21 protein-coding genes are annotated in these 26,602 nt (G+C 72.5%); 15 read left to right on the forward strand and 6 right to left on the reverse strand.

The window, feature by feature from the left end:
* Positions 1 to 141: 141 nt before the first annotated feature.
* Complete coding sequence (locus tag RLT59_RS31235) at positions 142 to 1,209, reverse strand: hypothetical protein (protein ID WP_311306501.1); 1,068 nt, start codon at positions 1,207 to 1,209, stop codon at positions 142 to 144.
* Positions 1,210 to 1,239: 30 nt separating this feature from the next.
* Here RLT59_RS31235 and RLT59_RS31240 point away from each other — a divergent pair, with 30 nt between their 5' ends.
* Positions 1,240 to 1,986, forward strand: coding sequence for a tetratricopeptide repeat protein (locus RLT59_RS31240; RefSeq protein ID WP_311306502.1), 747 nt, complete (start codon positions 1,240 to 1,242; stop codon positions 1,984 to 1,986).
* Between the two features lie 63 nt (positions 1,987 to 2,049).
* On the opposite strand, the gene RLT59_RS31245 is transcribed toward RLT59_RS31240, so the two are convergent.
* A complete protein-coding gene (locus RLT59_RS31245) occupies positions 2,050 to 3,327 on the reverse strand; it encodes a DUF1015 family protein (RefSeq protein WP_311306503.1) in 1,278 nt (425 codons plus the stop codon).
* Positions 3,328 to 3,398: 71 nt separating this feature from the next.
* Here RLT59_RS31245 and RLT59_RS31250 point away from each other — a divergent pair, with 71 nt between their 5' ends.
* A complete protein-coding gene (locus RLT59_RS31250; RefSeq protein ID WP_311306504.1) occupies positions 3,399 to 4,427 on the forward strand; it encodes an HAD-IIA family hydrolase in 1,029 nt (342 codons plus the stop codon).
* Positions 4,428 to 4,582: 155 nt separating this feature from the next.
* Here the strand turns inward: RLT59_RS31250 and RLT59_RS31255 are convergent, their stop codons facing one another.
* On the reverse strand, positions 4,583 to 5,464 hold the full coding sequence (locus RLT59_RS31255; RefSeq protein WP_311306505.1) for a sigma-70 family RNA polymerase sigma factor: 882 nt from the start codon (positions 5,462 to 5,464) through the stop codon (positions 4,583 to 4,585).
* 58 nt (positions 5,465 to 5,522) lie between these two features.
* On the opposite strand from RLT59_RS31255, the gene RLT59_RS31260 reads away from it, so the two are divergent.
* The 4 genes from RLT59_RS31260 (at position 5,523) to RLT59_RS31275 (ending at position 9,339) form a co-directional block, all read left to right on the forward strand.
* A complete protein-coding gene (locus RLT59_RS31260; protein ID WP_311306506.1) occupies positions 5,523 to 6,260 on the forward strand; it encodes an FMN-dependent NADH-azoreductase in 738 nt (245 codons plus the stop codon).
* 114 nt (positions 6,261 to 6,374) lie between these two features.
* Positions 6,375 to 7,337: a FecCD family ABC transporter permease gene (locus tag RLT59_RS31265; protein ID WP_311307914.1), complete on the forward strand. Its 963-nt coding sequence runs from the start codon at positions 6,375 to 6,377 to the stop codon at positions 7,335 to 7,337.
* Between the two features lie 119 nt (positions 7,338 to 7,456).
* The gene (locus RLT59_RS31270; RefSeq protein WP_311307915.1) at positions 7,457 to 8,446 is read left to right on the forward strand and encodes a FecCD family ABC transporter permease; all 990 of its coding nucleotides are present in this window, start codon (positions 7,457 to 7,459) and stop codon (positions 8,444 to 8,446) included.
* 77 nt (positions 8,447 to 8,523) lie between these two features.
* Positions 8,524 to 9,339 (forward strand): ABC transporter ATP-binding protein, encoded by an 816-nt coding sequence (locus tag RLT59_RS31275; protein WP_311306507.1) that lies wholly within the window; start codon positions 8,524 to 8,526, stop codon positions 9,337 to 9,339.
* A 104-nt stretch (positions 9,340 to 9,443) separates the two neighbouring features.
* Here RLT59_RS31275 and RLT59_RS31280 read toward each other — a convergent pair whose 3' ends face one another.
* Positions 9,444 to 9,791 (reverse strand): SCP2 sterol-binding domain-containing protein, encoded by a 348-nt coding sequence (locus RLT59_RS31280; protein WP_311306508.1) that lies wholly within the window; start codon positions 9,789 to 9,791, stop codon positions 9,444 to 9,446.
* A 415-nt stretch (positions 9,792 to 10,206) separates the two neighbouring features.
* Between RLT59_RS31280 and RLT59_RS31290 the strand changes: the two genes are divergently transcribed.
* The 4 genes from RLT59_RS31290 (at position 10,207) to RLT59_RS31305 (ending at position 15,057) form a co-directional block, all read left to right on the forward strand.
* Positions 10,207 to 11,022: a TlyA family RNA methyltransferase gene (locus tag RLT59_RS31290; protein WP_311307916.1), complete on the forward strand. Its 816-nt coding sequence runs from the start codon at positions 10,207 to 10,209 to the stop codon at positions 11,020 to 11,022.
* Positions 11,019 to 11,924 (forward strand): NAD kinase, encoded by a 906-nt coding sequence (locus tag RLT59_RS31295; protein ID WP_311306509.1) that lies wholly within the window; start codon positions 11,019 to 11,021, stop codon positions 11,922 to 11,924. The genes RLT59_RS31290 and RLT59_RS31295 overlap by 4 nt, the downstream gene beginning before the upstream one ends.
* 96 nt (positions 11,925 to 12,020) lie before the next feature.
* Positions 12,021 to 13,766, forward strand: coding sequence for a DNA repair protein RecN (gene recN, locus RLT59_RS31300; RefSeq protein WP_311306510.1), 1,746 nt, complete (start codon positions 12,021 to 12,023; stop codon positions 13,764 to 13,766).
* 193 nt (positions 13,767 to 13,959) lie between these two features.
* Complete coding sequence (locus RLT59_RS31305) at positions 13,960 to 15,057, forward strand: glycosyltransferase family 4 protein (RefSeq protein WP_311306511.1); 1,098 nt, start codon at positions 13,960 to 13,962, stop codon at positions 15,055 to 15,057.
* 123 nt (positions 15,058 to 15,180) lie between these two features.
* Here the strand turns inward: RLT59_RS31305 and RLT59_RS31310 are convergent, their stop codons facing one another.
* Positions 15,181 to 16,815, reverse strand: a complete 1,635-nt coding sequence (locus RLT59_RS31310; RefSeq protein ID WP_311306512.1) for a PucR family transcriptional regulator — start codon at positions 16,813 to 16,815, stop codon at positions 15,181 to 15,183.
* A 370-nt stretch (positions 16,816 to 17,185) separates the two neighbouring features.
* Here RLT59_RS31310 and RLT59_RS31315 point away from each other — a divergent pair, with 370 nt between their 5' ends.
* On the forward strand, positions 17,186 to 18,031 hold the full coding sequence (locus RLT59_RS31315; protein ID WP_311306513.1) for a sulfurtransferase: 846 nt from the start codon (positions 17,186 to 17,188) through the stop codon (positions 18,029 to 18,031).
* Positions 18,032 to 18,079: 48 nt separating this feature from the next.
* Here the strand turns inward: RLT59_RS31315 and RLT59_RS31320 are convergent, their stop codons facing one another.
* The gene (locus tag RLT59_RS31320; RefSeq protein WP_311307917.1) at positions 18,080 to 19,879 is read right to left on the reverse strand and encodes a glycoside hydrolase family 15 protein; all 1,800 of its coding nucleotides are present in this window, start codon (positions 19,877 to 19,879) and stop codon (positions 18,080 to 18,082) included.
* 407 nt (positions 19,880 to 20,286) lie between these two features.
* Here RLT59_RS31320 and RLT59_RS31325 point away from each other — a divergent pair, with 407 nt between their 5' ends.
* From RLT59_RS31325 to ald, 4 genes are all read left to right on the forward strand, one after another.
* On the forward strand, positions 20,287 to 21,960 hold the full coding sequence (locus tag RLT59_RS31325; RefSeq protein WP_311306514.1) for a CTP synthase: 1,674 nt from the start codon (positions 20,287 to 20,289) through the stop codon (positions 21,958 to 21,960).
* An 88-nt stretch (positions 21,961 to 22,048) separates the two neighbouring features.
* Positions 22,049 to 22,675 (forward strand): NUDIX domain-containing protein, encoded by a 627-nt coding sequence (locus tag RLT59_RS31330; protein ID WP_311306515.1) that lies wholly within the window; start codon positions 22,049 to 22,051, stop codon positions 22,673 to 22,675.
* A 240-nt stretch (positions 22,676 to 22,915) separates the two neighbouring features.
* Positions 22,916 to 24,979, forward strand: coding sequence for a tetratricopeptide repeat protein (locus tag RLT59_RS31335; protein WP_311306516.1), 2,064 nt, complete (start codon positions 22,916 to 22,918; stop codon positions 24,977 to 24,979).
* Between the two features lie 144 nt (positions 24,980 to 25,123).
* Entirely contained in the window at positions 25,124 to 26,239 is a 1,116-nt protein-coding gene (gene ald / locus RLT59_RS31340) for an alanine dehydrogenase (RefSeq protein ID WP_311307918.1), read from the forward strand.
* The last annotated feature ends 363 nt before the right edge of the window (positions 26,240 to 26,602 follow it).

Raw genomic sequence — 26,602 nt, forward strand, 5'->3', positions numbered from 1 at the left:
GCTGCGCAAGAATGTCTGTAGTACCCGATGACAGGAGCACCACCGATGTCCACCAACTCTCCCGACGATCGTTCGGAGCGCGAGCCGCGTCGCCGCGACGGCGGTGACCGGGGCGGCTTCAGCGGTGGTCGTGACGACCGGTCAGGCGGCCAGCGTCGGGACAACGACCGCGGTGCGGACCGGCGTGACGACCGCCGGCCCACCAACAGCGGCGGCGGTTTCCGTCGCGACGACAGTCGGCCCAGCAGCGGTGGCGGCAACTTCCGCCGGGACGACAACCGAAGCGACCGGGACCGTGCGCCTCGCCGTGATGACAGCCGTGGTGGTTCCAGCGGGGGCGGTTTCCGTCGGGACGACAGCCGTGGTGGCTCTTCCGGCGGTGGCTTCCGTCGCGATGACAACCGGGGCGGTTCCTCCGGTGGTGGCTTCCGTCGTGACGACCGGGCTCCGCGTCGGGATGATGACCGTGGTGGGCGTTCGGGTGGCGGGTTCGAGCGTCGTGACGACCGCCCCCGTGGGCCGCGTCGCGACGACGACAACCGGGGCGGTTCCTCCGGCGGCGGCTTCCGTCGCGACGACAGCCGCCCCAGCAGCGGTGGCGGCAACTTCCGCCGCGACGACAACCGTGGCGGCTCCACTGGCGGCGGGTTCCGTCGTGATGACCGGGCTCCGCGTCGCGACGATGACAACCGTGGCGGCAACTTCCGCCGTGACGACAACCGGGGCGGTTCCTCCGGCAGCGGCTTCCGTCGCGACGACCGGGCTCCGCGTCGGGATGATGACCGTGGTGGGCGTTCGGGTGGCGGGTTCGAGCGTCGTGACGACCGCCCCCGTGGGCCGCGTCGCGACGACGACAACCGTGGCGGCAACTTCCGCCGTGACGACAACCGGGGCGGTTCCTCCGGCAGCGGCTTCCGTCGCGACGACAGCCGCCCCAGCAGCGGTGGCGGCAACTTCCGCCGCGACGACCGCCGCGGTGGCTCCTCCGGCGGTGGCTTCCGCCGCGACGACAACCGTGGCGACCGGGATCGTGCGCCTCGCCGTGACGACAGTCGGGGAGGCCCTTCCGGCGGTTTCCGTGGTCGGCGCGATGAGGGCGACCGGGGCGGCTACCGAGGCCGCGACGACCGTGGTGGGTACGAGCGTCGGGACGAGCGTGAGCGCGAGCCGATCAAGCGGCTCCCCATCCCCGACGAGGTCACCGGCCACGAGATCGACAAGGATGTCCGGCAGGAGCTGATGAGCCTGCCCAAGACCCTGGCCGAGGACGTCGCCCGGAACCTGGTCATGGTGGCCCGGCTGCTCGACGAGGACCCCGAGCAGGCGTACGCGTACTCACGCATCGCCCTGCGACTGGCCTCGCGGGTCGCCGCCGTTCGTGAGGCGGCGGGCTTCGCCGCCTACGCGACGCAGAAGTACGCCGAGGCGCTCGCGGAGTTCCGGGCGTCCCGTCGGATGACCGGTTCCGTCGAGCTGTGGCCGGTCATGGCCGACTGCGAGCGTGGACTCGGGAGGCCGGAGCGGGCGATGGCTATGGCCGGTGAGCCCGAGGTGCAGAAGCTGGACAAGGCCGGACAGGTCGAGATGCGGCTGGTCGCTGCCGGGGCCCGCCGCGACATGGGGCAGATCGATGCCGCCATCGTGACGCTCCAGAGTTCTGAGCTGGCTTCCAGCGCCGTCCACCCGTGGACGCCGCGACTGCGCTACGCGTACGCGGACGCGCTGCTGGCCGCCGGTCGCGAGGACGAGGCGCGCGAGTGGTTCGGGAAGGCCCTGGAGGCCGACAAGGACGGCTCGACCGATGCGTCGGACCGCCTTGCCGAGCTGGACGGTGTCGAGTTCGTCGATGCTCTCGGCGACGATGACGAGGACGGCGCCCCTGCCGCCCCGGCCCCCGCCGCCCCCGCCGTCTCGGACGACCTCGGTGAAGATGAAGAGGACGACGAAGGCGATGAGGACGACGAGGACGGTCCGGTCAAGGCGTAACGCCTGAGAAGAGGGCGGTACCCCACTCGGGGTGCCGCCCTCTTCTGTGTGTCGGGGCCGGGGTCAGCCAAGGGGGAGACTGCGCAGGACGAGACCGGTGGCCGGTTTGGGGCCGAAGGAGGTCGACTTGCGGGGCATGGTGACGCCCTGGCGGGCCAGGTCCCGGACGACTTCCTCGCGTACCGGATGCATCAGCACCGCCGTGGCGTTGTGGCGTTCGGCCTGTTCGACGGCGGCCGAGGTGTCGTGGATGTACGCGATGTGCGCCGGGTCGTCCGGGATCTGCCAGACACGGTCGAGCAGCGCCGAGTGCAGGACCGTGGCATCGAGGGTGCGCCAGGCCTCGGGCCGGTCGGCCGGGACGGTGCGGGCCAGGAGTGCCTCGTCGGGGCGGTCGACCAGGTGGAATCCGCCGTCACCCGCGAGCAGGAAGGCATTGCCTTCGGCCGCCGCCCCGGCCAGGGCGTCCAGGGCCCGGGGGAGCGGCCCTTCGACCCGGCGGACGCGGAAGAGGCCGGCCAACGCGGCGAGCGCGTCGGTGACGGGCAGTCCGTGCAGCAGCCGGTGGATGGACCGTACCCGGAGCGGGTACCTGGCCGTGTCGACCAGGAGGACCAGGCCGAAGTCCCACGGGCCGGGCTCCGTGTGTTCCCGCTGGAGTCTGAGGTAGGTGGCCCAGCGGTGGTGGCCGTCGGCGATCAGGGCCTGGCGTTGGGCCAGATCCGCCTCCACCACCGACCGTTCGGCCGCGTCGGTGAGTGCCCAGAGCCGGTGGCTGAAGCCGTCCTCCGTGGTGGTGGCGAGCAGCGGCGGACGGTGGATCGTCCGCTCGATGACGCCGGCCGCCCCGGTGGCGTGGCCGTCGCTGCGGTAGGTCAGGAGCAGGGGTTCGAGGTGGGCCTCTGCGGTTCGCATCAGGTCGGCGCGGTCTGCGACGACATCGGCCATCACGTCCTCGTGCGGGAGCACGACGCCGTCGGCAGGGTCGGAGAGGGCGAGAGCGCCGATCACGCCGCGCTGGAACATGTCGCCGTCGCGCTGCTCGTACACGTACAGCGCGGGTTCGGCGTCGGGGGCGAGGATTCCCTCGGCCAGCCAGCGGTTCAGTGTCGCGGCGGCCTGTTCGTGGCGGGCGGTAGCGGTGTCGGCCTGCGGGAGGATCAGGCGCACGATGTTGTGCGGATCCGCCGATTCCAGATGGAGCAGTCCGTCGGGCCGTACGACGACGTCGTACGGGGGCGAGGTCACCGCGGAGAGACTGCCGACCAGCTCGGGGACGTAGCGCAGTCCACGGAACGGAATCAGCCGCAGTCCCTGGTCCGCAGGGCCTCGTGAGTTCATTTCTGCATCGTATGTGCGGTTCGTGGATGCGCGATGATCGGGGGAGACCCAGGCATTGAGGAGCGCAGGATATGAGTCAGGCGAGCAGGACCAGGCCGAGCGGGATCGGCACCGCGTTGAGTGAGGCGTACGACACGGCTCTGCTCGATCTCGACGGAGTGGTGTACGCGGGCGGGCAGGCGATCGACCATGCGGTCGAGGCGCTCGGCACGGCGCGGGACGGCGGGATGCACCTGGCGTACGTCACCAACAACGCGCTGCGGACGCCGGACGCGGTGGCGGAGCATCTGACCGAGCTGGGAGTGCCGGCCGAGCCCGCCGACGTGATCACTTCGGCGCAGGCGGTGGCCCGGCTGATCGCTGATCAGCTGCCGGCCGGGGCCCGGGTGCTGGTGATCGGGGGCGAGGGCCTGCGGGTGGCGCTGCGGGAACGCGGGCTGCGGCCGGTGGAGTCGGCGGATGACGAGCCGGTGGCGGTCGCGCAGGGATACGGCGGGCCCGATATGACGTGGGGGCGGTTCGCGGAGGCCGCCCACGCGGTCAATCGCGGGTTGCCGTGGTTCGCGTCCAACACGGATCTGACCATTCCGAGCGCCCGGGGTATCGCGCCCGGCAACGGGGCGGCCGTGGAGGTCGTACGGATCGCGACGGGCGCCGAGCCGCAGGTGGCCGGGAAGCCGTTGCCGCCGATGCACCGGGAGTCGGTGCTGCGGACCGGTGCCGAACGGCCGTTGGTGGTCGGGGACCGGCTCGACACGGACATCGAGGGGGCGTTCAACGGCGGTGTCGACTCGCTGCTGGTGCTGACCGGGGTGGCGGACGCGGCGCAGCTGCTGGCCGCGAAGCCGGAGCACCGGCCGGCCTATGTGGCCGCCGATCTGCGGGGGCTGCTGACCGGGCAGCCCGAAGTGACGACGGTGGGCGGGGGTTTCGGCTGCGGTGGCTGGACGGCGTCCGTCCGGGACGAGCAGTTCGTGCTGGAGGGTGAGGGGGAGGCGCTCGACGGTCTGCGGGCGCTGTGCGGGGCGGCGTGGTCGCACGCCCGAGAGGGGTCGTGCGGGCTGGACGCGGGGAAGGCCGTGGCCAGGCTCGGGCTGTAGCGGCTGTAGCGGCTGTAGCGGCTCTGGCGGTGGAGGTTCGGCCGGCGGCCCCGCGCTCAGCGGCCGGGGCGGCTGCCGGGGCGGCTGCCGGCCGCCGGCCGTGAACGCGCCGACCGGCGTTCCCGCGTCCGAGTCGGCGTCCGCCTCCGCCTCCGTCAGCCGAGTACGGCGAGGTCGAGGCGGCGCAGGCGTGCCGGGTCCGCGATCACGTCGTACTCGGTGATCAAGTCGTCCTCGATGGTGAAGGTGAGCCCGAACAGCAGGCGGCCGCGCGGGGCCACGACGACTCCCACCATGCCGTTGACCAAGGCAGGTTCGGCCAGCCGTGACCGGTGGGCCAGGGCCGCCGTGCCCTCCGCGACGGCTTGCGCGCCCCGGGCCTCGGCCGCGCCGCCCGGCGGCACCGCGACGGGGTCGGCACGCCGCACCACATCGGGGGCCAGTACCGCGAGGACCGCGGTGAGGTCACCGGCCCGCGCGGCGGCCAGGAACGCCGAGACGACCCGATGCTGTCGGGCCAGTTCGGCCGCCGGGACCACGGGGGTGCCCCGTACCTTGTGACGCGCACGGCTGGCGATCTTCTTCGTGGCGCCCGGCGTGCGCTCCACGACGGTCGCGATCTCACTGAACGGTACGGCGAACATGTCGTGCAGCACGAACGCGATCCGCTCGACGGGGTCCAGCGTGTCCAACACCACGAGCAGCGCCCGGCTCACCGAGTCGGCCAGCAGGGCCTCGTCCTCCGGCGGCCTGCCCTGGGCGGACCCGGCGACCTGGTCCAGCACCTCCTGCTCGGCCAGGTCCTCCCTGCGCGACCTTCGGGTACGCAGCAGGTCGAGGCAGATGCGGGTCACCACCGTCCGCAGCCAGCCGGTCAGGTTGTCCAGCTCGCCGGCGTCCACCCGGCACAGGCGCAGCCAGGTCTCCTGGACCGCGTCCTCCGCCTCGTCCAGCGAACCGAGCATGCGGTGGGCCACCGCGCGCAGCAGGGTACGCTGCGCCTCGAAGCGTTCCGCCAGTGCCTCGCGCTCGTCCACCGGTCACCTTTCGCCGTGCTGTTCCGTCACCCCTCCTGACGAACGCAACGTAACCGAAGTGACAGCAGAGCAGCCGATGACGTCCTTGCTGCATCTGGATTGCAGTGCCAACCGCTCGGAGGAGTCGGTCAGCAGGCAGCTGACCGCACTGTTCGCCCGTACCTGGCGGACCGTGCACGGCCCGGCCGGATACCGCTACCGGGATCTGGCCGCGGACCCCGTGCCCCCGCTGGACACCGCCTACTGCACGCTCGGCCGGAGAGCGGAGCGGACCGGTCTCGTACCGCCGGACGGGGTGGACGCGCTGGTCGGGAGCGAGGCCGAGCGGCGGGAGTGGTCGCTGACCCGCCCGCTGATCACCGAACTGCTGGCGGCCGACACCGTGCTGGTCGGCGCCCCGATGTACAACTACTCGGTCTCCGCCTCGCTGAAGGCATGGATCGACCGGGTCGGATTCCCCGGCGCGCTCACGGAGCCGGACACGGGGGAGGGACTGCTCAGGGGGAAGCGCGTCGTGGTGATCAGCGCGCGGGGTGGCGCCTACGGTCCGGGAACCCCTCGGGAGGGCTGGGACTTCCAGACGCCCTATCTGCGGGCGTACTTCGGTGAGAAGGGGGTGGCGCCGGAGGACCTGTGCTTCGTCAGCGCCGAGCTGACCATGGCCGGACTGGTGCCCGCACTGGCCCCCTTCCGCTCGTCGGCGGCGAGCTCGCTGGCCGGGGCGCGGGCGGAGGTGGTCGCGGAGGCGTCCCGGCCGGGGCCCGCGGGAGTCCGGATCGAGGTCACAGGAGGGTAGGCTAACCTAACCGGCGTGTTCGTTGAGAGTCCCCCGGAACCGAGTGCAGGCCCGACAGCCGCACCGGCCAAAACCGCGCCCCCCAGGCGCCATGCGGTTCGCGCCGCAGGGCTCCTGGTCGCCTTGGCGCTCCTGGTGCTGGTGTGCCTGGCGAGTATCGGGATCGGTGCCAAGGCGCTGCCCCTCGCCGACGTCTGGCACGGTCTGTTCCACTACGCGGGGAGCAGCGACGACGTCCTGGTACGGAAGGTGCGGATTCCCCGGACCGTGCTCGGGCTGATCGTCGGCAGCGCGCTCGGCCTCGCCGGGGCGGTGATGCAGGCGCTGACCCGTAACCCGCTGGCCGAGCCCGGACTGCTGGGGGTCAACGCGGGGGCGTCGGCGGCGGTCGTCTCCGCCATCAGCTTCTTCGGTGTCACCTCGCTGACCGGGTACGTCTGGTTCGCCTTCGTCGGCGCCGCGATCGTCTCGGTGGCCGTGTACCTGCTGGGGGGCAGCCGGTCCGCCACCCCGGTCCGGCTCGCGCTCGCCGGGACGGCGGTCACCGCGGCCCTGTACGGGTACGTCAACGCCGTACAGCTGCTGGACTCGGCGGCGCTGGACCGGCTGAGGTTCTGGACCGTCGGGTCGCTGGCCTCCGCGAACACGGAGACCGTCGGCAAGGTGTGGCCGTTCATCGCGATCGGCGTCCTGCTGACCCTGCTCATCGCCCGTCCGCTCAACGCCCTGGAGATGGGCGACGACACCGCGCGGGCGCTCGGCGCCCATCTGACCAGGACCCGGGTGTTGGCCATGCTCGCGGTCACCCTGCTGTGCGGGGCGGCGACCGCCGCGTGCGGGCCGATCGTCTTCATCGGGCTGATGATCCCGCACCTGGTGCGCACGATCACCGGGCCCGACATGCGGTGGATCCTGCCGTACGCGGCCGTGCTCTCCCCGGTGCTGCTGCTCGGCGCGGACGTGGTGGGCCGGATCGTCGCCCGGCCGTCCGAACTCCAGGTCGGCATCGTCACCGCGCTGATCGGCGGGCCGGTCTTCATCCACCTCGTACGACGCAAGAGGATGTCCCAGCTGTGAAGGCCACCAAGGAGACGACAGGGGCGACGGGGGCGACGGGAGCGGCCGGGAAGGTACGGCAGCCGGGAACGGCCCGGTCGGTGAAGGCCGTGCGGACGGCCGGCGGGTACTCGTTCCGGATGAACGTCCGGGCCTCCCTGGTGGTGGTGCTGCTCGCCGCCGTCGTGGCGGCGACCGGGGTCGTCCTCATCGGCAGCGGCGACTTCTCCATGACCCCGGGTGAGGTCGTCACCACCCTGTTCGGGCACGGCACCTTCCAGCAGGAGTTCATCGTCACGGACCTGCGGTTGCCGCGGGTGCTGGTGGGGCTCCTGGTGGGCGCGGCGCTCGGGGCCGGCGGCGCCGTCTTCCAGACCATCTCGCGCAACCCCCTCGGCAGCCCCGACGTGCTGGGCTTCGGCCAGGGCGCGACGGTCGGCGCACTGACCGTGATCGTGGTGTTCCAGGGCGGGGCGACGGCGGTCGCGGGCGGTGCGGTGGCCGGCGGTCTGCTGGCCGGGGTCGCCGTGTACCTGCTGGCGTGGAAGCGTGGGGTGCACGGGTTCCGGCTCGTGCTGGTCGGGATCGGCGCCGCCGCCATGCTGACCGCCGTGACCCAGTACCTGATCACCAAGGCCGACCTGGTGGACGCCACCCGGGCGGTCGTCTGGATGACCGGCTCGCTCGACGGACGGGACTGGGCCCAGGTCTGGCCCCTGCTGGCGGTCTGCGCCGTGCTGCTGCCGCTGGTGTTCGGGCACGGCCGGGCCCTGCGGGTGATGGAGATGGGCGACGACGCCGCGTACGCGCTCGGGGTGCGGGTCGAGCGCACCCGGCTCGTCCTGATGGGCTCCGCCGTGCTGCTCGTCGCCGTGGCCACGGCCGCCGCCGGGCCGATCGCGTTCGTCTCGCTCAGCGCCCCGCAGGTGGCCCGCCGGCTCACCCGCTCGACCGGCCCCAACCTGGTGGCCGCGACCTTCATGGGCGCCGCCCTGCTGCTCGTCGCGGACTGGGTCGCGCTCGACGCCTTCGGCGACCGGCAGCTGCCCGTGGGCGTGGTGACCGGCGTGCTCGGCGGCTGCTACCTGCTGTGGCTCCTGGTGTCCGAGCGCAAGGCGGGCCGCATATGACATCCGGCACCGGGCGCCAGAAGCCCTCACCCGCACCGCATTCCCCCAGCACCCCGACCGACCCACGGAGTACGACCATGCAGCGCCTCACCGCGGACTCGGTGACCCTCGGCTACGACCAGCGGGTCATCGCGGAGAACCTCTCGGTCGAGATACCCGACCACTCGTTCACCGTGATCGTCGGCCCGAACGCCTGCGGCAAGTCGACATTGCTGCGCGCGCTGTCCCGGATGCTCAGGCCGAGCCGGGGCCAGGTGCTGCTGGACGGGCAGTCCATTCACCGGCTGCCCGCGAAGAAGGTCGCCAGGACGCTGGGGCTGCTGCCCCAGTCCTCGATCGCCCCGGACGGCATCACCGTGGCGGACCTGGTGGCCAGGGGGCGCTACCCGCACCAGGGGCTGCTGAGGCAGTGGTCGCCGGAGGACGAACGCATTGTCGAGGAATCGATGGCGGCGACCGGCGTCGGTGAGCTCGGTGATCGCTATGTCGACGAATTGTCCGGCGGGCAGCGTCAGCGGGTCTGGATCGCGATGGCGCTCGCGCAGCAGACGCCGCTGCTGCTGCTGGACGAGCCGACGACGTACCTCGACATCCAGCACCAGATCGAGGTGCTCGACCTGTGCGCGGAGCTGCACGAGACGCAGGGGCGCACGCTGGTCGCCGTCCTGCACGACCTGAATCACGCCGCGCGGTACGCCACGCACCTCATCGCGATGCGGGAGGGCGAGATCGTCGCGGAGGGCGCGCCCGGGGAGATCGTCACCGCGGAGCTGGTGGAGCGGGTGTTCGGGCTGCGGTGCCAGGTGATCTCCGATCCGGAGACGGGGACGCCGCTGGTGGTGCCGGCCGCGCGGGTGCGGGGGACGCGGGTCGCGGTGGGTGGAGGCGCGTGACCTTCGGCCACGCCTTGTCCCCAAACGCCGGACGGGCTTGAAAGACGTCCTCAACCGCCGGACGGGCTTGATGTGCCGGGCCTGATGTGGACGGGCCGGGGCGGTTACAGCAGGGATCTGAGTTTCAGGAGGTCCCGGAAGCCTGCTTCCAGGCGTACCCGGCCCGAGCCCCACGCCTTCGCGAAGTTCAGCTCGCCGTTGACCAGGGCCACCAGGTCGTCCCCGGTCATCGCGAGGCGAATCTCCGCCTTTTCGGCGGGCGGCCCCTCGACGGTGTCCAGGACCTGGATCCGGCCGCCGGCCAGCCGGCCGGTGAACGTGACGTCGAGATCCTTGATGTGGCAGCTCAGCGAACGGTCCAGGGACGCCGCGCTGCGCACGTCGCCGTCGGCCCCCGCGAGGTTGTCCGAAAGTCTGTCGAGTGCGCTGCGGCACTCCGCCGTGGTCGCCATCGTGATCGACGGTACCGCAGCGCCTCGGGGTAGCGTTTCCCGCATGAGCGACTCGACGCCGGGGCCGGGGACGGCCGCCGGAACCGAACCCGGGGAGATCCGGCAGGACGCGCCGCAGGAGCCGCCCCCGGCCGCTCCGCACGACCCGGCGGCCCCCGCGCCCCTCGGCGTCGTCCGCACGCCCACCGGCAACGCCGGGGTGGACGCACGGCTGGAGCGGCTGGCCGACGCCGACCGGCTCCCGGCGAGCGGCCATATCGAGGTGTACGAGGATGTACACCGTGGACTGCGCGACGCGCTGACCGCGCTGGACGCGGGACCCGCACCCGTCCGGGGCCCGCGCACCACAAGCCGTACAACCAGGCTCACGACAACTCGTACAACGACTCGTACAACAACAGGAGCTGAACCGAACGTGGCAGGAGTGGCCCGTCGCCGCCTCGACGCCGAGCTGGTACGCCGAAAGCTCGCCCGTTCACGCGAGCATGCCAGCCAGCTGATCGCCGCAGGACGGGTGACCGTCGGCGGCAACACCGCGGCCAAACCGGCCACCCAGGTCGAGACGAGCGCCGCGGTCGTCGTCACCAAGGACGACAGCGACCCCGAGTACGTGTCGCGGGGCGGCCACAAGCTGGCCGGTGCCCTCGCCGCCTTCACGCCGCTGGGGCTGACGGTGGAGGGGCGCCGGGCGCTGGACGCCGGGGCGTCCACCGGCGGGTTCACCGATGTCCTGCTGCGGGCCGGAGCGGCACACGTCGTCGCCGTCGACGTCGGCTACGGGCAGCTCGCCTGGTCGCTCCAGTCCGACGAACGCGTCACCGTCAAGGACCGCACCAACGTGCGGGAGCTGACGCTCGACGCGATCGACGGCGAGGCCGTCGACCTGGTGGTGGGCGACCTGTCGTTCATCCCGCTGGGACTCGTCATGCCCGCCCTGGAGCGCTGCGCCGCCCCGGACGCGGACCTGGTCCTCATGGTCAAGCCGCAGTTCGAGGTGGGCAAGGAGCGGCTCGGCAGCGGCGGGGTGGTGCGCAGCCCCGAGCTGCGGGCCGAGACCGTACGTGAGGTGGCGCGCCGGGCCTGGGCGCTCGGACTGGGGGTCCGGGGCGTGACGGCGAGCCCGCTGCCCGGACCGTCGGGGAATGTCGAGTACTTTCTGTGGCTGCGGGCCGGAGCACCTGAGCTGGATCCCGCAGATGTCGACCGTGCAGTGGCGGAGGGGCCTCGGTGACGACGAATACGGCACGAACTGTCTTTCTTCTGGCGCACACCGGCCGGCCGGCCGCGATCCGCAGCGCCGAACTGGTGGTCCAGGGCCTGCTGCGCAACGGTCTGGGCGTACGGGTGCTGGCGACGGAGGCGGCCGACCTGCCGCTGCCGCCGTCCGTCGAGACGGTCACCGACGCCACCCCGGAGCCGGTGAACGGCTGCGAACTGCTCATCGTGCTCGGCGGGGACGGGACGCTGCTGCGCGGCGCGGAGCTCTCGCGCGCCTCCGGGGTGCCGATGCTCGGCGTCAACCTGGGCAGGGTCGGCTTCCTCGCGGAGGCGGAGCGCGACGACCTGGACAAGGTCGTCGACCGGGTCGTCACCCGGGCGTACACCGTTGAGGAACGCATGACGATCGATGTCGTCGTGCACAGCAACGGCACCGTCGTCCACACCGACTGGGCGCTCAACGAGGCGGCCGTGCAGAAGGTGTCGCCCGAGCGGATGCTGGAGGTCGTACTGGAGATCGACGGCCGCCCGGTGACCGGGTTCGGCTGCGACGGCATCGTCTGCGCGACGCCCACCGGCTCGACCGCGTACGCCTTCTCGGCCGGCGGGCCCGTCGTGTGGCCGGAGGTGGAGGCACTGCTGATGGTTCCGATCGGTGCCCACGCGCTGTTCGCCAAGCCGCTGGTGACCTCGCCCACGTCGGTGCTGGCTGTGGAGGTCCAGGCGCACACCCCGCAGGGGGTGCTGTGGTGCGACGGGCGCAGGACGGTCGAGCTGCCCCCCGGTGCCCGGGTCGAGGTGCGGCGCGGCACGGTTCCCGTCCGGCTGGCGCGGCTGCACCAGGCCTCCTTCACGGACCGGCTGGTGGCCAAGTTCGCGCTGCCGGTGTCGGGGTGGCGGGGCGCGCCGCACTGACACCGGACCGGGCACCCGGTGAGTCCGCCGTACCCACCCGATCCGGTGTCCCGGCAGCGGCCCGTGTGCGCGGGGGCCACGAAACCTCGTATGGTCATGACCGTGTTGGAGGAGATGCGGATACGGTCGCTCGGAGTCATCGACGACGCGGTGGTGGAGCTGTCACCCGGTTTCACCGCCGTGACCGGTGAGACCGGCGCGGGCAAGACCATGGTCGTCACCAGCCTCGGGCTGCTGCTCGGCGGACGCGCCGACCCCGCCCTCGTACGGATCGGCGCGAAGGCGGCGGTCGTCGAGGGCCGGATCACGGTGTCCGAGGGCGACGCGGCGGCGCTGCGGGCCGAGGAGGCCGGTGCGGAGATCGAGGACGGTGCGCTGCTGATCAGCCGTACCGTTTCCGCGGAGGGGCGCTCCCGTGCGCATCTCGGCGGCAGATCCGTGCCGGTGGGCGTGCTGGCGGAGCTGGCCGACGAACTCGTCGCCGTGCACGGCCAGACCGACCAGCAGGGGCTGCTCAAGCCGGCCAGGCAGCGGCAGGCCCTCGACCGGTACGCGGGCGACGGTGTCGCCGTACCGTACGCCACGTACGCGGCGGCCTACCGGCGGCTGCGCGAGGTCGCCGGTGAGCTCGACGAGCTGACCACCCGCGCCCGCGAACGGGCCCAGGAAGCCGACCTGCTGCGCTTCGGGCTGAACGAGATCGCCGCCGTCGAACCGCTGCCCGGTGAGGACACCGAGCTCGCGGCCGAGGCCCAGCGGCTCGGCCACGCGGACGCCCTCGCCTCCGCGGCCGCCCTCGCGCACACCGCGCTGGTCGGCAACCCGGAGGACCAGGAGGCGGTGGACGCGACGACCGTCGTCGCGGCGGCCGGTCAGGCCCTGGAAGGGGTACGGGCCCACGACCCGGCACTGGCCGCACTCGCGGACCGGGTCGGCGAGATCTCCATCCTGCTCTCCGACGTGGCCGGTGAACTCGCAGGCTACGCCGACCAGCTGGACTCCGACCCGCTGCGGCTCGCCGCGGTCGAGGAACGCCGCGCCGCGCTCACCGCACTCACCCGCAAGTACGGCGACGACATCACCGCCGTGCTGGCCTGGGCGGAGGACGGGGCCGCGCGCCTCATGGAGCTGGAGAGCGACGACGACCGGATCGGTGAACTGATCGCGGAGCGGGACGCGCTGCGCGGCGAGCTCTCCGGACTCGGCCAGGCGCTGACCGACGCCCGGACGGCGGCGGCCGCGCTCTTCGCGGAGGCGGTCACCGCGGAGCTCGCCTCCCTCGCGATGCCGCACGCCAGGGTCTCCTTCGACATCCGGCAGACCGAGGCGCCCGACGAGGCGTCAGGCATCGACATCGGCGGGCGCAGTGTGGCCTACGGGCCGTCCGGCGCCGACGAGGTCGAACTGCTGCTGGCTCCGCACCCCGGCGCCCAGCCCCGGCCGATCGCCAAGGGCGCCTCCGGCGGTGAGCTGTCCCGGGTGATGCTCGCCGTCGAGGTGGTCTTCGCCGGTTCCGATCCCGTACCCACCTACCTCTTCGACGAGGTCGACGCGGGCGTCGGCGGCAAGGCGGCCGTCGAGGTCGGCCGGCGGCTGGCCAAGCTCGCGAGGTCCGCGCAGGTGGTCGTCGTCACCCACCTGCCCCAGGTCGCCGCGTTCGCGGACCGGCAGCTGCTGGTCGAGAAGACCGTGGACGGCTCGGTGACCCGGAGCGGCGTCACCGTCCTGGAGGGCGAGGAGCGGGTACGGGAGCTGTCCCGGATGCTCGCGGGCCAGGAGGACTCCGAGACGGCCCGCGCCCACGCGGAGGAGCTGCTCGCCACGGCACGGTCGGACGGGTAGCGGCGGGTCGCGGGGCCCGGCCGCCGTGCGCTGGTCCGGCCCCGCGATCTTCACCCGTGCGAGTGGTACGCCACGCCCGGTTTGTTGCGGTGCGCACCGGAGTTACGGTCCGGTCGTGCCGGAACGTGCGTACGGACTGGCATCCTTGGCGGTGTACACACCGCCGACTCGGCAGCCCCGGGAGCCATTCAACGTGTCACAGCTGCGTACGGTCCAAGTGCTGGGCGGAGGCAGTGCGGGAAGCAGCGCCCATGTCGGCTCGCTGGCCGCCGGACTGGTCGCGCGAGGCGTCCAGGTCACGGTCTGCGCGCCCGCCGGGCTGGACCGCGCCTACGACTTCTCCGCGACCGGGGCCCACTTCGCGCCCGTACCCAGGCGCAGTGACCCCGCCGCCGTCGCCGCGCTGCGCGGTGCCTGCGCGGGTGCGGACGTGGTCCACGCGCACGGACTGCACGCCGCCGTACGGGCCGCCCTGGCGCTCGGCGGCCGCCGCGTCCCACTGGTCGTCACCTGGCACACCCGCTCCCACGCCGAGGGCGCCCGCCGCCGGCTGCTGCACCTGCTGGAGCGAAGGGCCGCCCGCGCGGCGGCCGTTGTGCTCGGCGCCTCCTCCGACCTGGTCGACCGGGCCCGAATGCGCGGGGCGCGCGACGCCCGGCTCGCGCCCGTCGCCACCCCGCCGCCGCTGATCCCCGCCGCGCTGCCCGACGGCAAGGTGCGGGCCGAACTCGGTGCCGTGGACCGGCCGTTGATCGTGGCGGTCGGCAGCCTGATGCCGCACCGCGGATTCGGCACGCTGCTCGACGCGGCGCGCGCGTGGCGGCGGCTCGACACCGTGCCCCTGCTGGTCATCGCGGGCGAGGGGCGCGAGCGGGCGGCTCTGCAGCGGCGGATCAAGGCCGAGGACCTGCCCGTCGCGCTGATCGCCAGCCGGGACGACGTCACCGAGCTGCTGGCCGCCGCCGACCTGGCCGTGCTGCCCAGCCACTGGGAGGCCCGCTCGCTGCTGGCCCAGGACGCGCTGCGGATCGGCGTGCCGCTGGTGGCCACCTCGGTCGGCGGAGTGCCCGAACTTGTGGGCGAGGCCGCGGAACTCGTGCCGTACGGGAACGCGGAGGCGCTCGCCCGCGCGGTGGCCCGGCTGCTCCGGGACCCGGCGGAACGGGACCGGCTGGCCGCCGCGGGGATCGCGCAGGCGGCGAGCTGGCCGACCGAGGACGACACGATCGCCCAAGTGCTGAGCGTGTACGACGAGTTGGCACAGCCGCTGGCGGTGGCCCGGAACCGCTGAGCCGGTGGCGGCGGCGGTGGCGCGGAACCGTCGAGGCGGTGGCGTGCGGTCCGGAACCGCTGAGCCGCTGGTGTGCGGTCCGGTCCTCGGGCCGTGTGGCGGCGGGCGCGGGCGGTCCGGATCTCAGACCGTGTGGCGGCGGGCGCGCAGGGCCAGGCTCAGGGCCAGGACGGCCTGCGGGTCGTCCAGATCGGTGCCGAGAAGTTCACCGATACGAGCGAGCCGGTTGTACAGCGTCTGACGGTTCAGATGCAGCTCGCGGGCCGTCTCCGCCTTGCGGCCCGCGTGTGCGAGATAGGTCTCAAGGGTGGGCAGCAGCGGCGGGCGCGAGGTGCGGTCGTGGTCCCGCAGCGGACCGATCGCCCGCTCGACGAACGCCGCCAGATCCGGATGGTCCCGCAGCCGCCAGAGCAGCAGATCGATATCCAGGCGCCGGGCGTCGTACCAGGGCCGGTCGTCGAGCCCCTGTGCCGCCGTGGCCGTCTCCGCCGCGTGCCGGAGCCCCGCGCCGGCCGTCGCCCAGCTGCCCGCCACCCCGACCACCCCGACCACCACGACCGGGGGATGGGAACCCGCCCGCTCAAGACCGGCCCGCTCCACCCCGGCCCGCAGCGCCGCCGCGACCCGGTCGGCCACCGCCGTACGCTCCGTCTCGGCCCGCAGCGCCAGCAGCAGCGGCACCCGGCCCTCCACCGGCCGCACCCCGAGCAGCACCGGCACCCCCACGGAGGACAGCTCCTCCAGGACCGCGCGGGCCAGCAGCGCCCAGTTGCCGGACGGGGACAGCTCGGGGGCCAGCCGCATCACCACGGGCAGCAGCGGCATCTCGCCCGGCTTGAAGCCGAGCACCCGGGCCTGGGCCGGGGCGTCCTCCGGGGCGATCCGGCCCTCCGCCAGATCGGTGAGGAAGTCACCTCGGCCGCGCGCCGCGAGCTCCTCCTCCTGGCGCGCCTGCATCAGCACCACGGCGAGCAGGCCCGCCGCGCGCTCCGCCGCCATCCGGTGCACCGTCACCAGCGGACCGTCCACGGCCAGCAGCACCAGCCTGGCCCGTACCGAACCGGCGCCGGGACCGCCGCCCGGCACATCCGCCAGCACCGCGCCGACGGGCGGCGACTCGCGGGCAGCCCGGCCGCCGCGCATCCCGTCCCAGACCTGGAGCGGATCGGCGGAGACCGGCCCCGACTCGGTGCCGGCCGCGTACAGCAGCTGGCCGTCGGCCGTCTCCAGGAACACCGGGTTGGCCGTGAAGTCCGCCAGGATGCCCAGCACCTGAGGCACCCCGCCGCCGCCGAGGAGCGCCTGGGTGCAGCGCCGGTGGACCTCCTCGGCCTGCTGAAGCAGCGCGTAGTGACCGTTGACGATCTCGGTGTGGATCTCCTCGGTCACCGTCACGAACGGCACCTCGCGGTGCAGCTGGACCAGCGGCAGCCCGGCGGCGCGGGCGGCGTCCACTATCGAGGCGGGCAGCCTGCCGAAACGCGGACCGAGCTCCACCACCAGGGCGGCGATGCCCCGGTCCGCGAGCCTGCGGACGAACGCGCGCTGCTCGGCCGGGCGGGTACCGAGCCCCAGACCGGTGGTGAGGAGCAGCTCACCGCCCTTGAGCAGCGAGGCGATGTTGGGGACCTCGCCCGCGTGCACCCAGCGCACCGTGCGGCTGAGCCGGTCGGCGCCGGACACCACCTCGGGGAGCCCGCCGCGCAGCCCCGGCAGCTCCAGGGCACGCTGCACGGTGATACCGCCTTGGGTCTCCATCGACTCGGGCCTTTCGTTTGGATCAGGCTGGATCAGGGAGCGGGGTCTGGTGCCGTGCGTCACAAGGCGGAGGATTGAGGCAACGCGAAGGGGGTCCCCCATGCCTTTAAGGCTATGGGGGAGTTGGTGATTGACGACAACGCCGCGAGGTGCGGTGCCAGGGCACGCGAGCCCAGCCTGATCCAAACGAAAGGCCCTCGGGCCTCGCGCTTCGCTTCGTTCGGACCGGGCGCGCACACTCGCCGACGCCCTGGTCAGGAAGGTACCGGCCCGGAGCACCGGACCCACCGCCGGGGCGGCGGGCCGTTGACAGGCCGGGGCCCCGCTGCGATCTTGACCCTTCGGTACCGGCACGGGGGAGGACCCGCCCATGGACGACGCGGCACCTGCGTACGAGGACGGACCGCCCGGCCCGCTCGTGGGCCCGGACTGGCTCGCCGCCCGGCTCGGCCGGCCCGGACTGCGGGTCTTCGACGCCTCGGTCGGCGCCCACCGGGAGGCCCCCGTACGGATTCCCGGGGCCCACCTCTTCGACCTCGACGGCGCCCTGTCGGAGCCCGGCGGACCGCTGCCGCACACCATGCCAGGTAAGGCCCGGTTCACCGAGGAGATGCGCGCCCTCGGCCTCCACGACGGCGACACGGTCGTGGTCTACGACGCGGTGGGCCTCTACTCCGCCGCGCGGGCCTGGTGGATGCTCCGGGCGATGGGCCTGGACCGGGTCGCGGTGCTCGACGGCGGGCTGCCCGGCTGGACGGCCGCCGGACTGCCGATCCGGGAGGGCGCCCCCGACGGCCTCCCCGCGCGCGGGGACTTCACGGCCGTGCCGCGCCCCGGGGTGTTCGTGGACGCCGAAGAGGTGGCGGCCGCGCTCACCGATCCGGCGGCCGTCGTGTTCGACGCCCGGTCCCGGGAGCGCTTCGGCGGCACGGCGCCCGAACCACGCCCGGGGCTGCGCGGCGGCCATATGCCCGGGGCGGTGAACCTGCCGTTCACCGAGGTCCAGCACGAGGGCCGGATGCGCCCGGCGGCCGAGCTGCGGGCTCTGTTCGACGCGCTCGCCCCGGGCCGGGACCGGCTGCTGTTCAGCTGCGGTTCCGGCGTGACCGCCTGTGTGCCCGCCCTGGCCGGCCGCGGGGAGTCCGCGGTCTACGACGGCTCGTGGAGCGAATGGGGACTGCCCTCAGGAAACCGTCCGGTCGTCACGGGCGGCTGAACGGGAGCGGGTGCGGCGAGCCCCCGACGGGGCCCGCCGTCCGGACCGTCAGCCCACGTACGCCCCGCTCGCCGTCAGCCGGAGTGCCGTGTCGATCAGCGGCACATGGCTGAAGGCCTGCGGGAAGTTCCCCACCTGGCGCTGCAGCCGGGAGTCCCACTCCTCGGCCAGCAGGCCCAGGTCGTTGCGCAGGGACAGCAGCCGCTCGAAGAGCTGGCGGGCCTCGTCGACCCGGCCGATCATCGCCAGGTCGTCGGCCAGCCAGAACGAGCACGCCAGGAATGCGCCCTCGTCGCCCTCCAGGCCGTCCACCCCGGCGTCCCCGCCCGTGGTGGGGTAGCGGAGCACGAAGCCGTCCTCCGTGGACAGCTCCCGCTGGATCGCCTCGATCGTGCCGATGACCCGCTTGTCGTCGGGCGGCAGGAACCCCATCTGGGGGATCAGTAGGAGGGAGGCGTCCAGCTCCTTCGACCCGTACGACTGGGTGAAGGTGTTGCGCTCCTTGTCGTACCCGCGTTCGCAGACGTCGCGGTGGATGTCGTCGCGCAGGTCGCGCCACTTCTCCAGCGGCCCCTCCGCGTCCCCGGCCTCGAGCAGTTTGATCGTCCGGTCGACCGCCACCCAGGCCATCACCTTGGAGTGCACGAAGTGCCGGCGCGGCCCGCGCACCTCCCAGATGCCCTCGTCCGGCTCCTCCCAGTGCTTCTCCAGGTACTCGATCAGCTTGAGCTGGAGGCCGGTGGCGTAGTCGTTGCGGGTCAGCCCGGTCATGTGCGCGAGGTGCAGCGCCTCGGTGACCTCGCCGTACACGTCCAGCTGGAGCTGGCCCGCGGCGCCGTTGCCGACCCGGACCGGGCCGGACTGCTCGTAGCCCGGCAGCCACTCCAGCTCGGCCTCGCCCAGCTCCCGCTCGCCCGCGATCCCGTACATGATCTGCAGGTTCTCCGGGTCGCCCGCGACCGCCCTGAGCAGCCACTCGCGCCAGGCGCGGGCCTCCTCGCGGTAGCCGGTGCGCAGCAGCGAGGACAGCGTGATCGCGGCGTCGCGCAGCCAGGTGTAGCGGTAGTCCCAGTTGCGGGAGCCGCCGATGTCCTCGGGCAGCGAGGTGGTGGGCGCGGCGACGATGCCGCCGGTCGGCGCGTAGGTCAGCGCCTTCAGGGTGATCAGCGAGCGGACCACGGCCTCGCGGTAGGGGCCGTGATACGTACACTGCTCGACCCACTCGCGCCAGAAGTCCGCGGTCGCCTCCAGCGAACCCTCGGGGTCCGGGAGCGCGGGCGGTTCGCGGTGCGAGGGCTGCCAGCTGATCGTGAACGCGATCCGGTCACCCGGGGCGACGGTGAAGTCCGAGTACGTCGTGAGGTTCTCGCCGAAGGTCTCGGCCGTGGTGTCCAGCCAGACCGAGTCGGGGCCCGCGACGGCGACCGTGCGGCCGTCCACCTTGTGCACCCACGGGGTGACCCGCCCGTAGCTGAACCGCATGCGCAGCTCCGAGCGCATCGGCACCCGGCCGCTGACGCCCTCCACGATCCTGATCAGCTGCGGGGCGCCGTCACGCGGCGGCATGAAATCGGTCACCCGGACCGTGCCGCGGGGCGTGTCCCACTCCGATTCCAGGATCAGTGAGTCCCCGCGATAGCGGCGGCGGTCGGCCGCGGGCGGTTCCTCGCCCTCGGTGCGGGGCCCGAGGCGCCAGAAGCCGTGATCCTCGGTGCCCAGAAGGCCCGCGAAAACGGCGTGTGAATCGAAGCGGGGCAGGCACAGCCAGTCGGCTGTACCGTCCCGGCAGACCAGGGCGGCGGTCTGCATGTCTCCGATGAGTGCGTAATCCTCGATGCGCCCGGCCACGTGCATCTCCAGTCGAACGGCCATGTCGCCCCGTAGGGCGCTTACTGCGGGTCAAGAGGTCGTCGCTAGGGGTTGAGGTGGGGGAATCTGCGCGTCCATACCTCCCCCGGAGCGAGTGTCCGAGCAGGATACGACGCACCTGGGTGATCCGCGCGACGGTCCCGGCAAGAGAGATGAGCCGAACGGGTGGGGCGTGAGGGACATGCGTGGATCATGTGCGCTGACTGTGCCGGGAGTGGCCGGAAGCAGGCTCCCCCGGTCGCTGATACCCTGGTAGCCCGTGGACCGGTGGTCGTCTGGCAACAGCAGACGAGGCCCCCGAACCGCAGCGACGGCGCCTCCGGAATCTCCGGACGGCAAAGCCGGTACGCACCTCACGATCGCGACCACGGGAGCCCCCTTTGGCTATGCAGCCCACATCCACGACGACCAAGCACATCTTCGTCACCGGGGGTGTCGCCTCTTCCCTCGGCAAGGGTCTGACTGCCTCCAGCCTCGGTGCCCTGCTCAAGGCGCGCGGCCTTCGGGTCACCATGCAGAAGCTCGACCCGTACCTGAACGTCGACCCGGGCACGATGAACCCCTTCCAGCACGGTGAGGTGTTCGTCACCAACGACGGCGCCGAGACCGACCTGGACATCGGACACTACGAGCGCTTCCTCGACGTCGACTTGGACGGCTCCGCCAACGTCACTACAGGCCAGGTGTACTCGCAGGTCATCGCCAAGGAGCGGCGAGGCGAATACCTCGGTGACACCGTGCAGGTCATCCCGCACATCACCAACGAGATCAAGCACCGCATCCGCCGGATGGCCACCGACGACGTGGACGTCGTCATCACCGAGGTCGGCGGCACGGTGGGCGACATCGAGTCGCTGCCGTTCCTGGAGACCGTCCGCCAGGTCCGCCACGAGGTGGGCCGGGACAACGTCTTCGTCGTGCACATCTCGCTGCTGCCCTACATCGGCCCGTCCGGCGAACTGAAGACCAAGCCGACCCAGCACTCGGTGGCGGCGCTGCGCAACATCGGTATCCAGCCGGACGCGATCGTGCTGCGGGCCGACCGCGAGGTGCCGACCGCGATCAAGCGCAAGATCTCGCTGATGTGCGACGTCGACGAGGCCGCCGTGGTGGCCTGCCCGGACGCCAAGTCGATCTACGACATCCCCAAGGTGCTGCACTCCGAGGGCCTGGACGCCTACGTCGTGCGCAAGCTCGACCTGCCGTTCCGGGACGTCGACTGGACGACCTGGGGGGATCTGCTGGACCGCGTCCACAACCCCGACCACGAGGTCACCGTCGCCCTGGTCGGCAAGTACATCGACCTGCCCGACGCCTACCTCTCGGTCACCGAGGCCATCCGGGCCGGCGGCTTCGCCAACAAGGCCCGCGTCAAGGTCAAGTGGGTCGCCTCCGACGACTGCAAGACCCCGGCGGGCGCCAAGAAGCAGCTCGGTGACGTCGACGCCATCTGCATCCCCGGCGGCTTCGGCGAGCGCGGTGTGATCGGCAAGGTCGGCGCCATCCAGTACGCCCGTGAGAACAAGGTGCCGCTGCTCGGCCTCTGCCTCGGGCTCCAGTGCATCGTGATCGAGGCCGCGCGCAACCTCGCGGAGATCCCCGACGCCAACTCCACCGAGTTCGACGCCGCCACCGCCCACCCCGTCATCTCGACGATGGAGGAGCAGCTCGCGTTCGTCGAGGGCGCGGGCGACCTCGGCGGCACCATGCGGCTCGGCCTCTACCCGGCGAAGCTCGCCGAGGGCTCGCTGGTCCGTGAGGCGTACGACGGCCAGCCGTACGTGGAGGAGCGCCACCGCCACCGCTACGAGGTCAACAACACCTACCGCGCCGAGCTGGAGAAGAAGGCCGGACTGGTCTTCTCCGGCACGTCCCCGGACAACAAGCTCGTCGAGTACGTCGAGTACCCGCGCGAGGTCCACCCCTACCTGGTCGCCACCCAGGCGCACCCGGAGCTCCGCTCCCGCCCGACCCGCCCGCACCCCCTGTTCGCGGGCCTGGTGAAGGCGGCCGTCGCGCGTAAGACGGGCAGCGGGCCGGAAGCCACGCCGGGCAAGTAACGGCACCCCCGCAGGCGTTACGGTTGACCGGGGTACGCGTCCTTCGAGGACACGTACCCCGGTCACTGTTTTTTGTGGGAGGACGTAGATGGGTTTCCAGGACACGCCCGAGGAATGGCCGGTCACCGCGACCGAGACTCCGTTCCGGGGCAACAAGACCAGCGTCCGCACCGACCAGGTGGTGATGCCCGACGGATCCGTCCACGGCCGCGACTACCAGGTCCACCCGGGTTCGGTCGCCGTGCTCGCACTCGACGGCGAGGGCCGCGTCCTGGTGCTGCGCCAGTACCGCCACCCGGTGCGCCACAGGCTGTGGGAGATCCCGGCCGGACTGCTCGACGTCCCCGGTGAGAACCCGCTGCACGCCGCGCAGCGCGAGCTGTACGAGGAGGCATACGTCAAGGCCGAGGACTGGCGGGTGCTGACCGACGTCTACACCACGCCCGGCGGCTGCGACGAAGCCGTACGGATCTTCCTCGCCCGCGACATCTCCGAGGCGGACGGCGAGCGTTTCGAGGTCGCGGAGGAGGAGGCCGACATGGAGCTGGCCCGGGTGCCGCTCCAGGACCTGGTCCGCGGTGTGATCGCCGGGGACCTGCACAACAGCTGCCTGGTGGTGGGGGTGCTCTCGCTCGCCGCGGTACTCGCGGGCGACGGGGTCGAATCGCTGCGGCCCGCGGAGGCGCCCTGGCCCGCCCGGCCGTTCGAGGCCTGACGGACCGTCGGAACCGCCGGAGTTTTTTCGAGGCCGTCGGGACAGTCGGGACCGCCGGGTTTTCGAGGCCGTCGGGCCCGTCGGGGAATCGGAACGTCCCCCAGTCGGAAAAAACGCTGATCCGATCGGGGGACCCGACCGCCGCGCTCCACCGGATTCGCCCACCCGCCTGAACTACGCTCGGAATGCCCTGACCGGAGTCCCGGCGGGCGACGCGTGCAGCGAAGTGGAGCGTGGCTCGTGACGGATCAGGCGGTGGACACCAGCGACCCGGCCGAGGCAGCGGGGACCGAGGAGTCGGCCACCGTCGAGCCATCCCAATTCTTCGGGCGCGAGCGCGAGTTGAAGGAACTCCGGGCCGACATCGAACGGGCCGGACTGGACACCATGGCCGGTCGCAGGAGCGGCCGGGCAAGGGTCCTGCTGATCGCCGGACGCCCCGGCTCCGGCCGCACCGCGCTGGCCGGCGAGCTCACCCGGCGACTGCTCGGCACCGGCGACTACCCCGACGGCCTGCTCCGCGTCCGGCTCACCGAACCCGGCGGCGCCCCGGTCCCCACCGAACGCGCCGCCCGGGACCTCCTCGGCCAGCTCGACGTGGCGGGACCGCCCGGCGCGGACGAGGACGAGCTGTCCGAGATGGTCCGCGAGGCCCTCGCCGTACGCCGGGTCCTGCTGCTGATCGACGACGCGCCGGACGCCGAACAGGTCGACCCGCTGCTCCCGGACAACCCGGACTGCCTGGTCGTCGCCACCGCGCAGGGCCCGCTGACCGGTATCCCCGGCGTCCGGCCCTGCACCGTCGGCGGGCTGGAGGCGGGCCCCGCGGTCCAGCTGCTCGCCCGCGCCATCGGGCAGGTCCGCATCACCGTCGACCCGCGGACCGCCGAGACCCTGGCCGAGGAGTGCGGTGGGCAGCCCGCCGCACTCGTGATGGTCGGGGGCTGGCTGGCCGCGCACCCGACCGCCTCGGTGGCCGACGTCACCAAGCAGCTGCGGGAACTTCCCGAGGACGCCGAACTGTCCACCGGCGCCCGCCCGCTGGCCCGCGCCTTCCAGCTGATCCACGACTCCCTGCCGCCGACCGCCGCCCGGATACTGCGACTGCTCTCACTGGCTCCCGCCGGACTCGCCGACGCCCACACCGCGTCCGCGCTGGCCGGCTGCTCCGTCTCCGCCGCCCAGACCACGCTCGACGACTTCGTGCGCCTGGGCGTGCTGCGCGGCAATGGGGCAGACCGGCCGCAGTACGAGGTGCCCGGCTGCCTGGCCCCGCTGCTGCGGGCGCTGCTGGCGGACCGGGACCGTCCGGCCGAGATCCAGCTCGCGCGGGCGAGGATGCTGGAGCGGACCGTGCGCCTGCTCCAGTCCTGCCGCGCGGTCACCGAACCCGAGGGCTCACCGGCCCGGCGCAGACTCGCCGGACTGCCGCGCACCCTGCGCTTCCCCGGCCCGGAGGCCGCCGCCGAATGGCTGCGGATCCGCCGCCCCGCTCTGCTCGCCTCCGCCCGGATCGCCGTGCAGGACGGCGAACTCGACACGCTGGCAAGGCGGTTGGTGGCCGCACTGGTGCGGGCGCTCGCGGTGCACGAGGGCACGGAGGCGGCCGCGCCCGAGCTGTACGGACTGCACGGTCTGGTACTGGCTGTCGCGGAGCGCCGCGAGCTGCCGCGCGAGCGGGCGGCCGCCCTGCTCAACCTCGCGGACCTGGACGCCGGGACCGGCCGGACCCGGGAGGCGCTGGCCCGCTACCGGGCCGCGCTGGATGCCGGCCGGGCCGCGAAGGACCCGTACGCCACCGGGCGCGCGATGGAATCCGTGGGCGGCGCCTACGCGGAGCTGGGCGACTTCCACCGGGCCTCGGACTGGTACGGCCGGGCGCTCGCGCAGCGGCTCACCCAGGGGGAGAAGGCCGACGAGGCGCGGCTCTACGGGCGCCTGGGCACGGTCCACACCTACGCCGGGCGGTACGGCGAGGCGCTGCGGAACTGGCGCGCCGCGGCGGCCGGCTACCGCAGGCTCGGTGACCTGCCCGCCCAGGCGCGGGCGCTCAGTGAGGTCGCCCGGGTCCAGGAGTACGCGGGCCGTCCGCAGGAGTCGCTGCAGACGTGCCGGGAGGCCGTGCAGTGGGCGCGGCAGGCCAAGGACGTACGGCTGCAGGCAGCCCTTGAGCTGCGGCTGGCCGACACGCTGGACCGGCTCGGTGACCCCGCAGCTGCGGGGCTGCACCGGGGTACAGCCGAGAGATTGCTGGGCGAGGAGAGCGCAGCCTGCGAAATCCGTAGTGCGGCGACGGAAAATTAATGCTTTGTAAGGCTAGACAGCGGGAAGCCCTTCATTAGACTGGCTCTGCCGCGGGTGTTCGCGGTGTCTCCATTTACGCTGCGTCTATCCGGGTATGTATCGCTATGCCCGGACAACCCCTCTGAGTCAAGGACCGTGATCGACGTGAAGGTCGGCATCCCCCGCGAAGTCAAGAACAACGAGTTCCGCGTGGCGATCACGCCTGCCGGTGTGCACGAGCTCGTCCGCCACGGCCACCAGGTCGTCGTCGAGGAGAGCGCCGGTGCCGGCTCGTCCATCACGGACGCGGAGTACGTCGCGGCCGGGGCGCGGATACTGCCCACCGCCGACGAGGTCTGGGCCACCGCCGACCTGCTGCTGAAGGTCAAGGAGCCGGTCGCGGAGGAGTACCACCGCCTCCGCAAGGGCCAGACCCTCTTCACCTACCTCCACCTCGCCGCCTCCCGCGCCTGCACGGACGCGCTGCTGGAGTCCGGCACCACCGCCATCGCCTACGAGACCGTCGAGACCGCGAACCGCGCGCTGCCGCTGCTCGCCCCGATGTCCGAGGTCGCGGGCCGGCTGGCCCCGCAGGTCGGCGCGTACCACCTGATGCGCTCGGTCGGCGGCCGCGGTGTGCTGCCCGGCGGCGTCCCGGGTACGGCGGCCGGGCGGGCCGTCATCATCGGCGGCGGTGTCTCCGGCTGGAACGCCACCCAGATCGCCGTCGGCCTCGGCTTCCACGTCACGCTGCTCGACAAGGACATCAACAAGCTCCGCGAGGCCGACCGGATCTTCGGCACCAAGGTGCAGACGGTCGTCTCCAACGCCTTCGAGCTGGAGAAGGCGGTCGTCGAGGCGGACCTGGTCGTCGGCGCCGTGCTCATCCCCGGCGCGAAGGCCCCGAAGCTGGTCACCAACGAGCTCGTCGCCAAGATGAAGCCCGGAAGTGTACTTGTCGACATTGCAATTGATCAGGGTGGCTGCTTCGAGGACTCCCACCCGACGACGCACGCCGAGCCGACCTTCATGGTTCACGACTCGGTCTTCTACTGCGTCGCCAACATGCCCGGCGCGGTGCCGAACACCTCCACGTACGCCCTCACCAACGCGACGCTGCCCTACATCGTCGAGCTCGCGAACCGGGGCTGGACCGAGGCGCTGCGCCGTGACGCCGCGCTCGCCAAGGGGCTCAACACCCATGACGGGCAGGTCGTTTACCGCGAGGTGGCGGAGGCGCACGGCCTCGACCACGTCGAACTGAGCGCGCTTCTCGGCTGAGGGTCAACCCCTCCCGTCAACCTCGCGCACCCGGCCGGACCTTGCCGAGCAAGGTCCGGCCGGACGTGTGCCGGGCCCCTGCCGGAGCCCGCGCAACTCGCCTCGAACGTAACCCTTTAACCGATTCGTGCACCCGCGAAAAGTACGCCCGGAGGGCTGCGCGCCCTTGACAGCGGGGTGTTCGATTGCCGACACATCGGGCCGGGTCCGGCGGATTGTGTTGCTGCGAACCGGTGACACGCCATAGAGTCGCCAATCGTCGGCATGGTGCCACGCTGACCTATCGATAAGTTTCCTGGTCACGTCCAAGGAGGTAAGACGACTTGTGAATGAGTCGACATTTACTCCCGGGGGTGTTCAACC

Source organism: Streptomyces sp. ITFR-6 (assembly GCF_031844725.1).
Classification (GTDB): Bacteria; Actinomycetota; Actinomycetes; order Streptomycetales; family Streptomycetaceae; genus Streptomyces.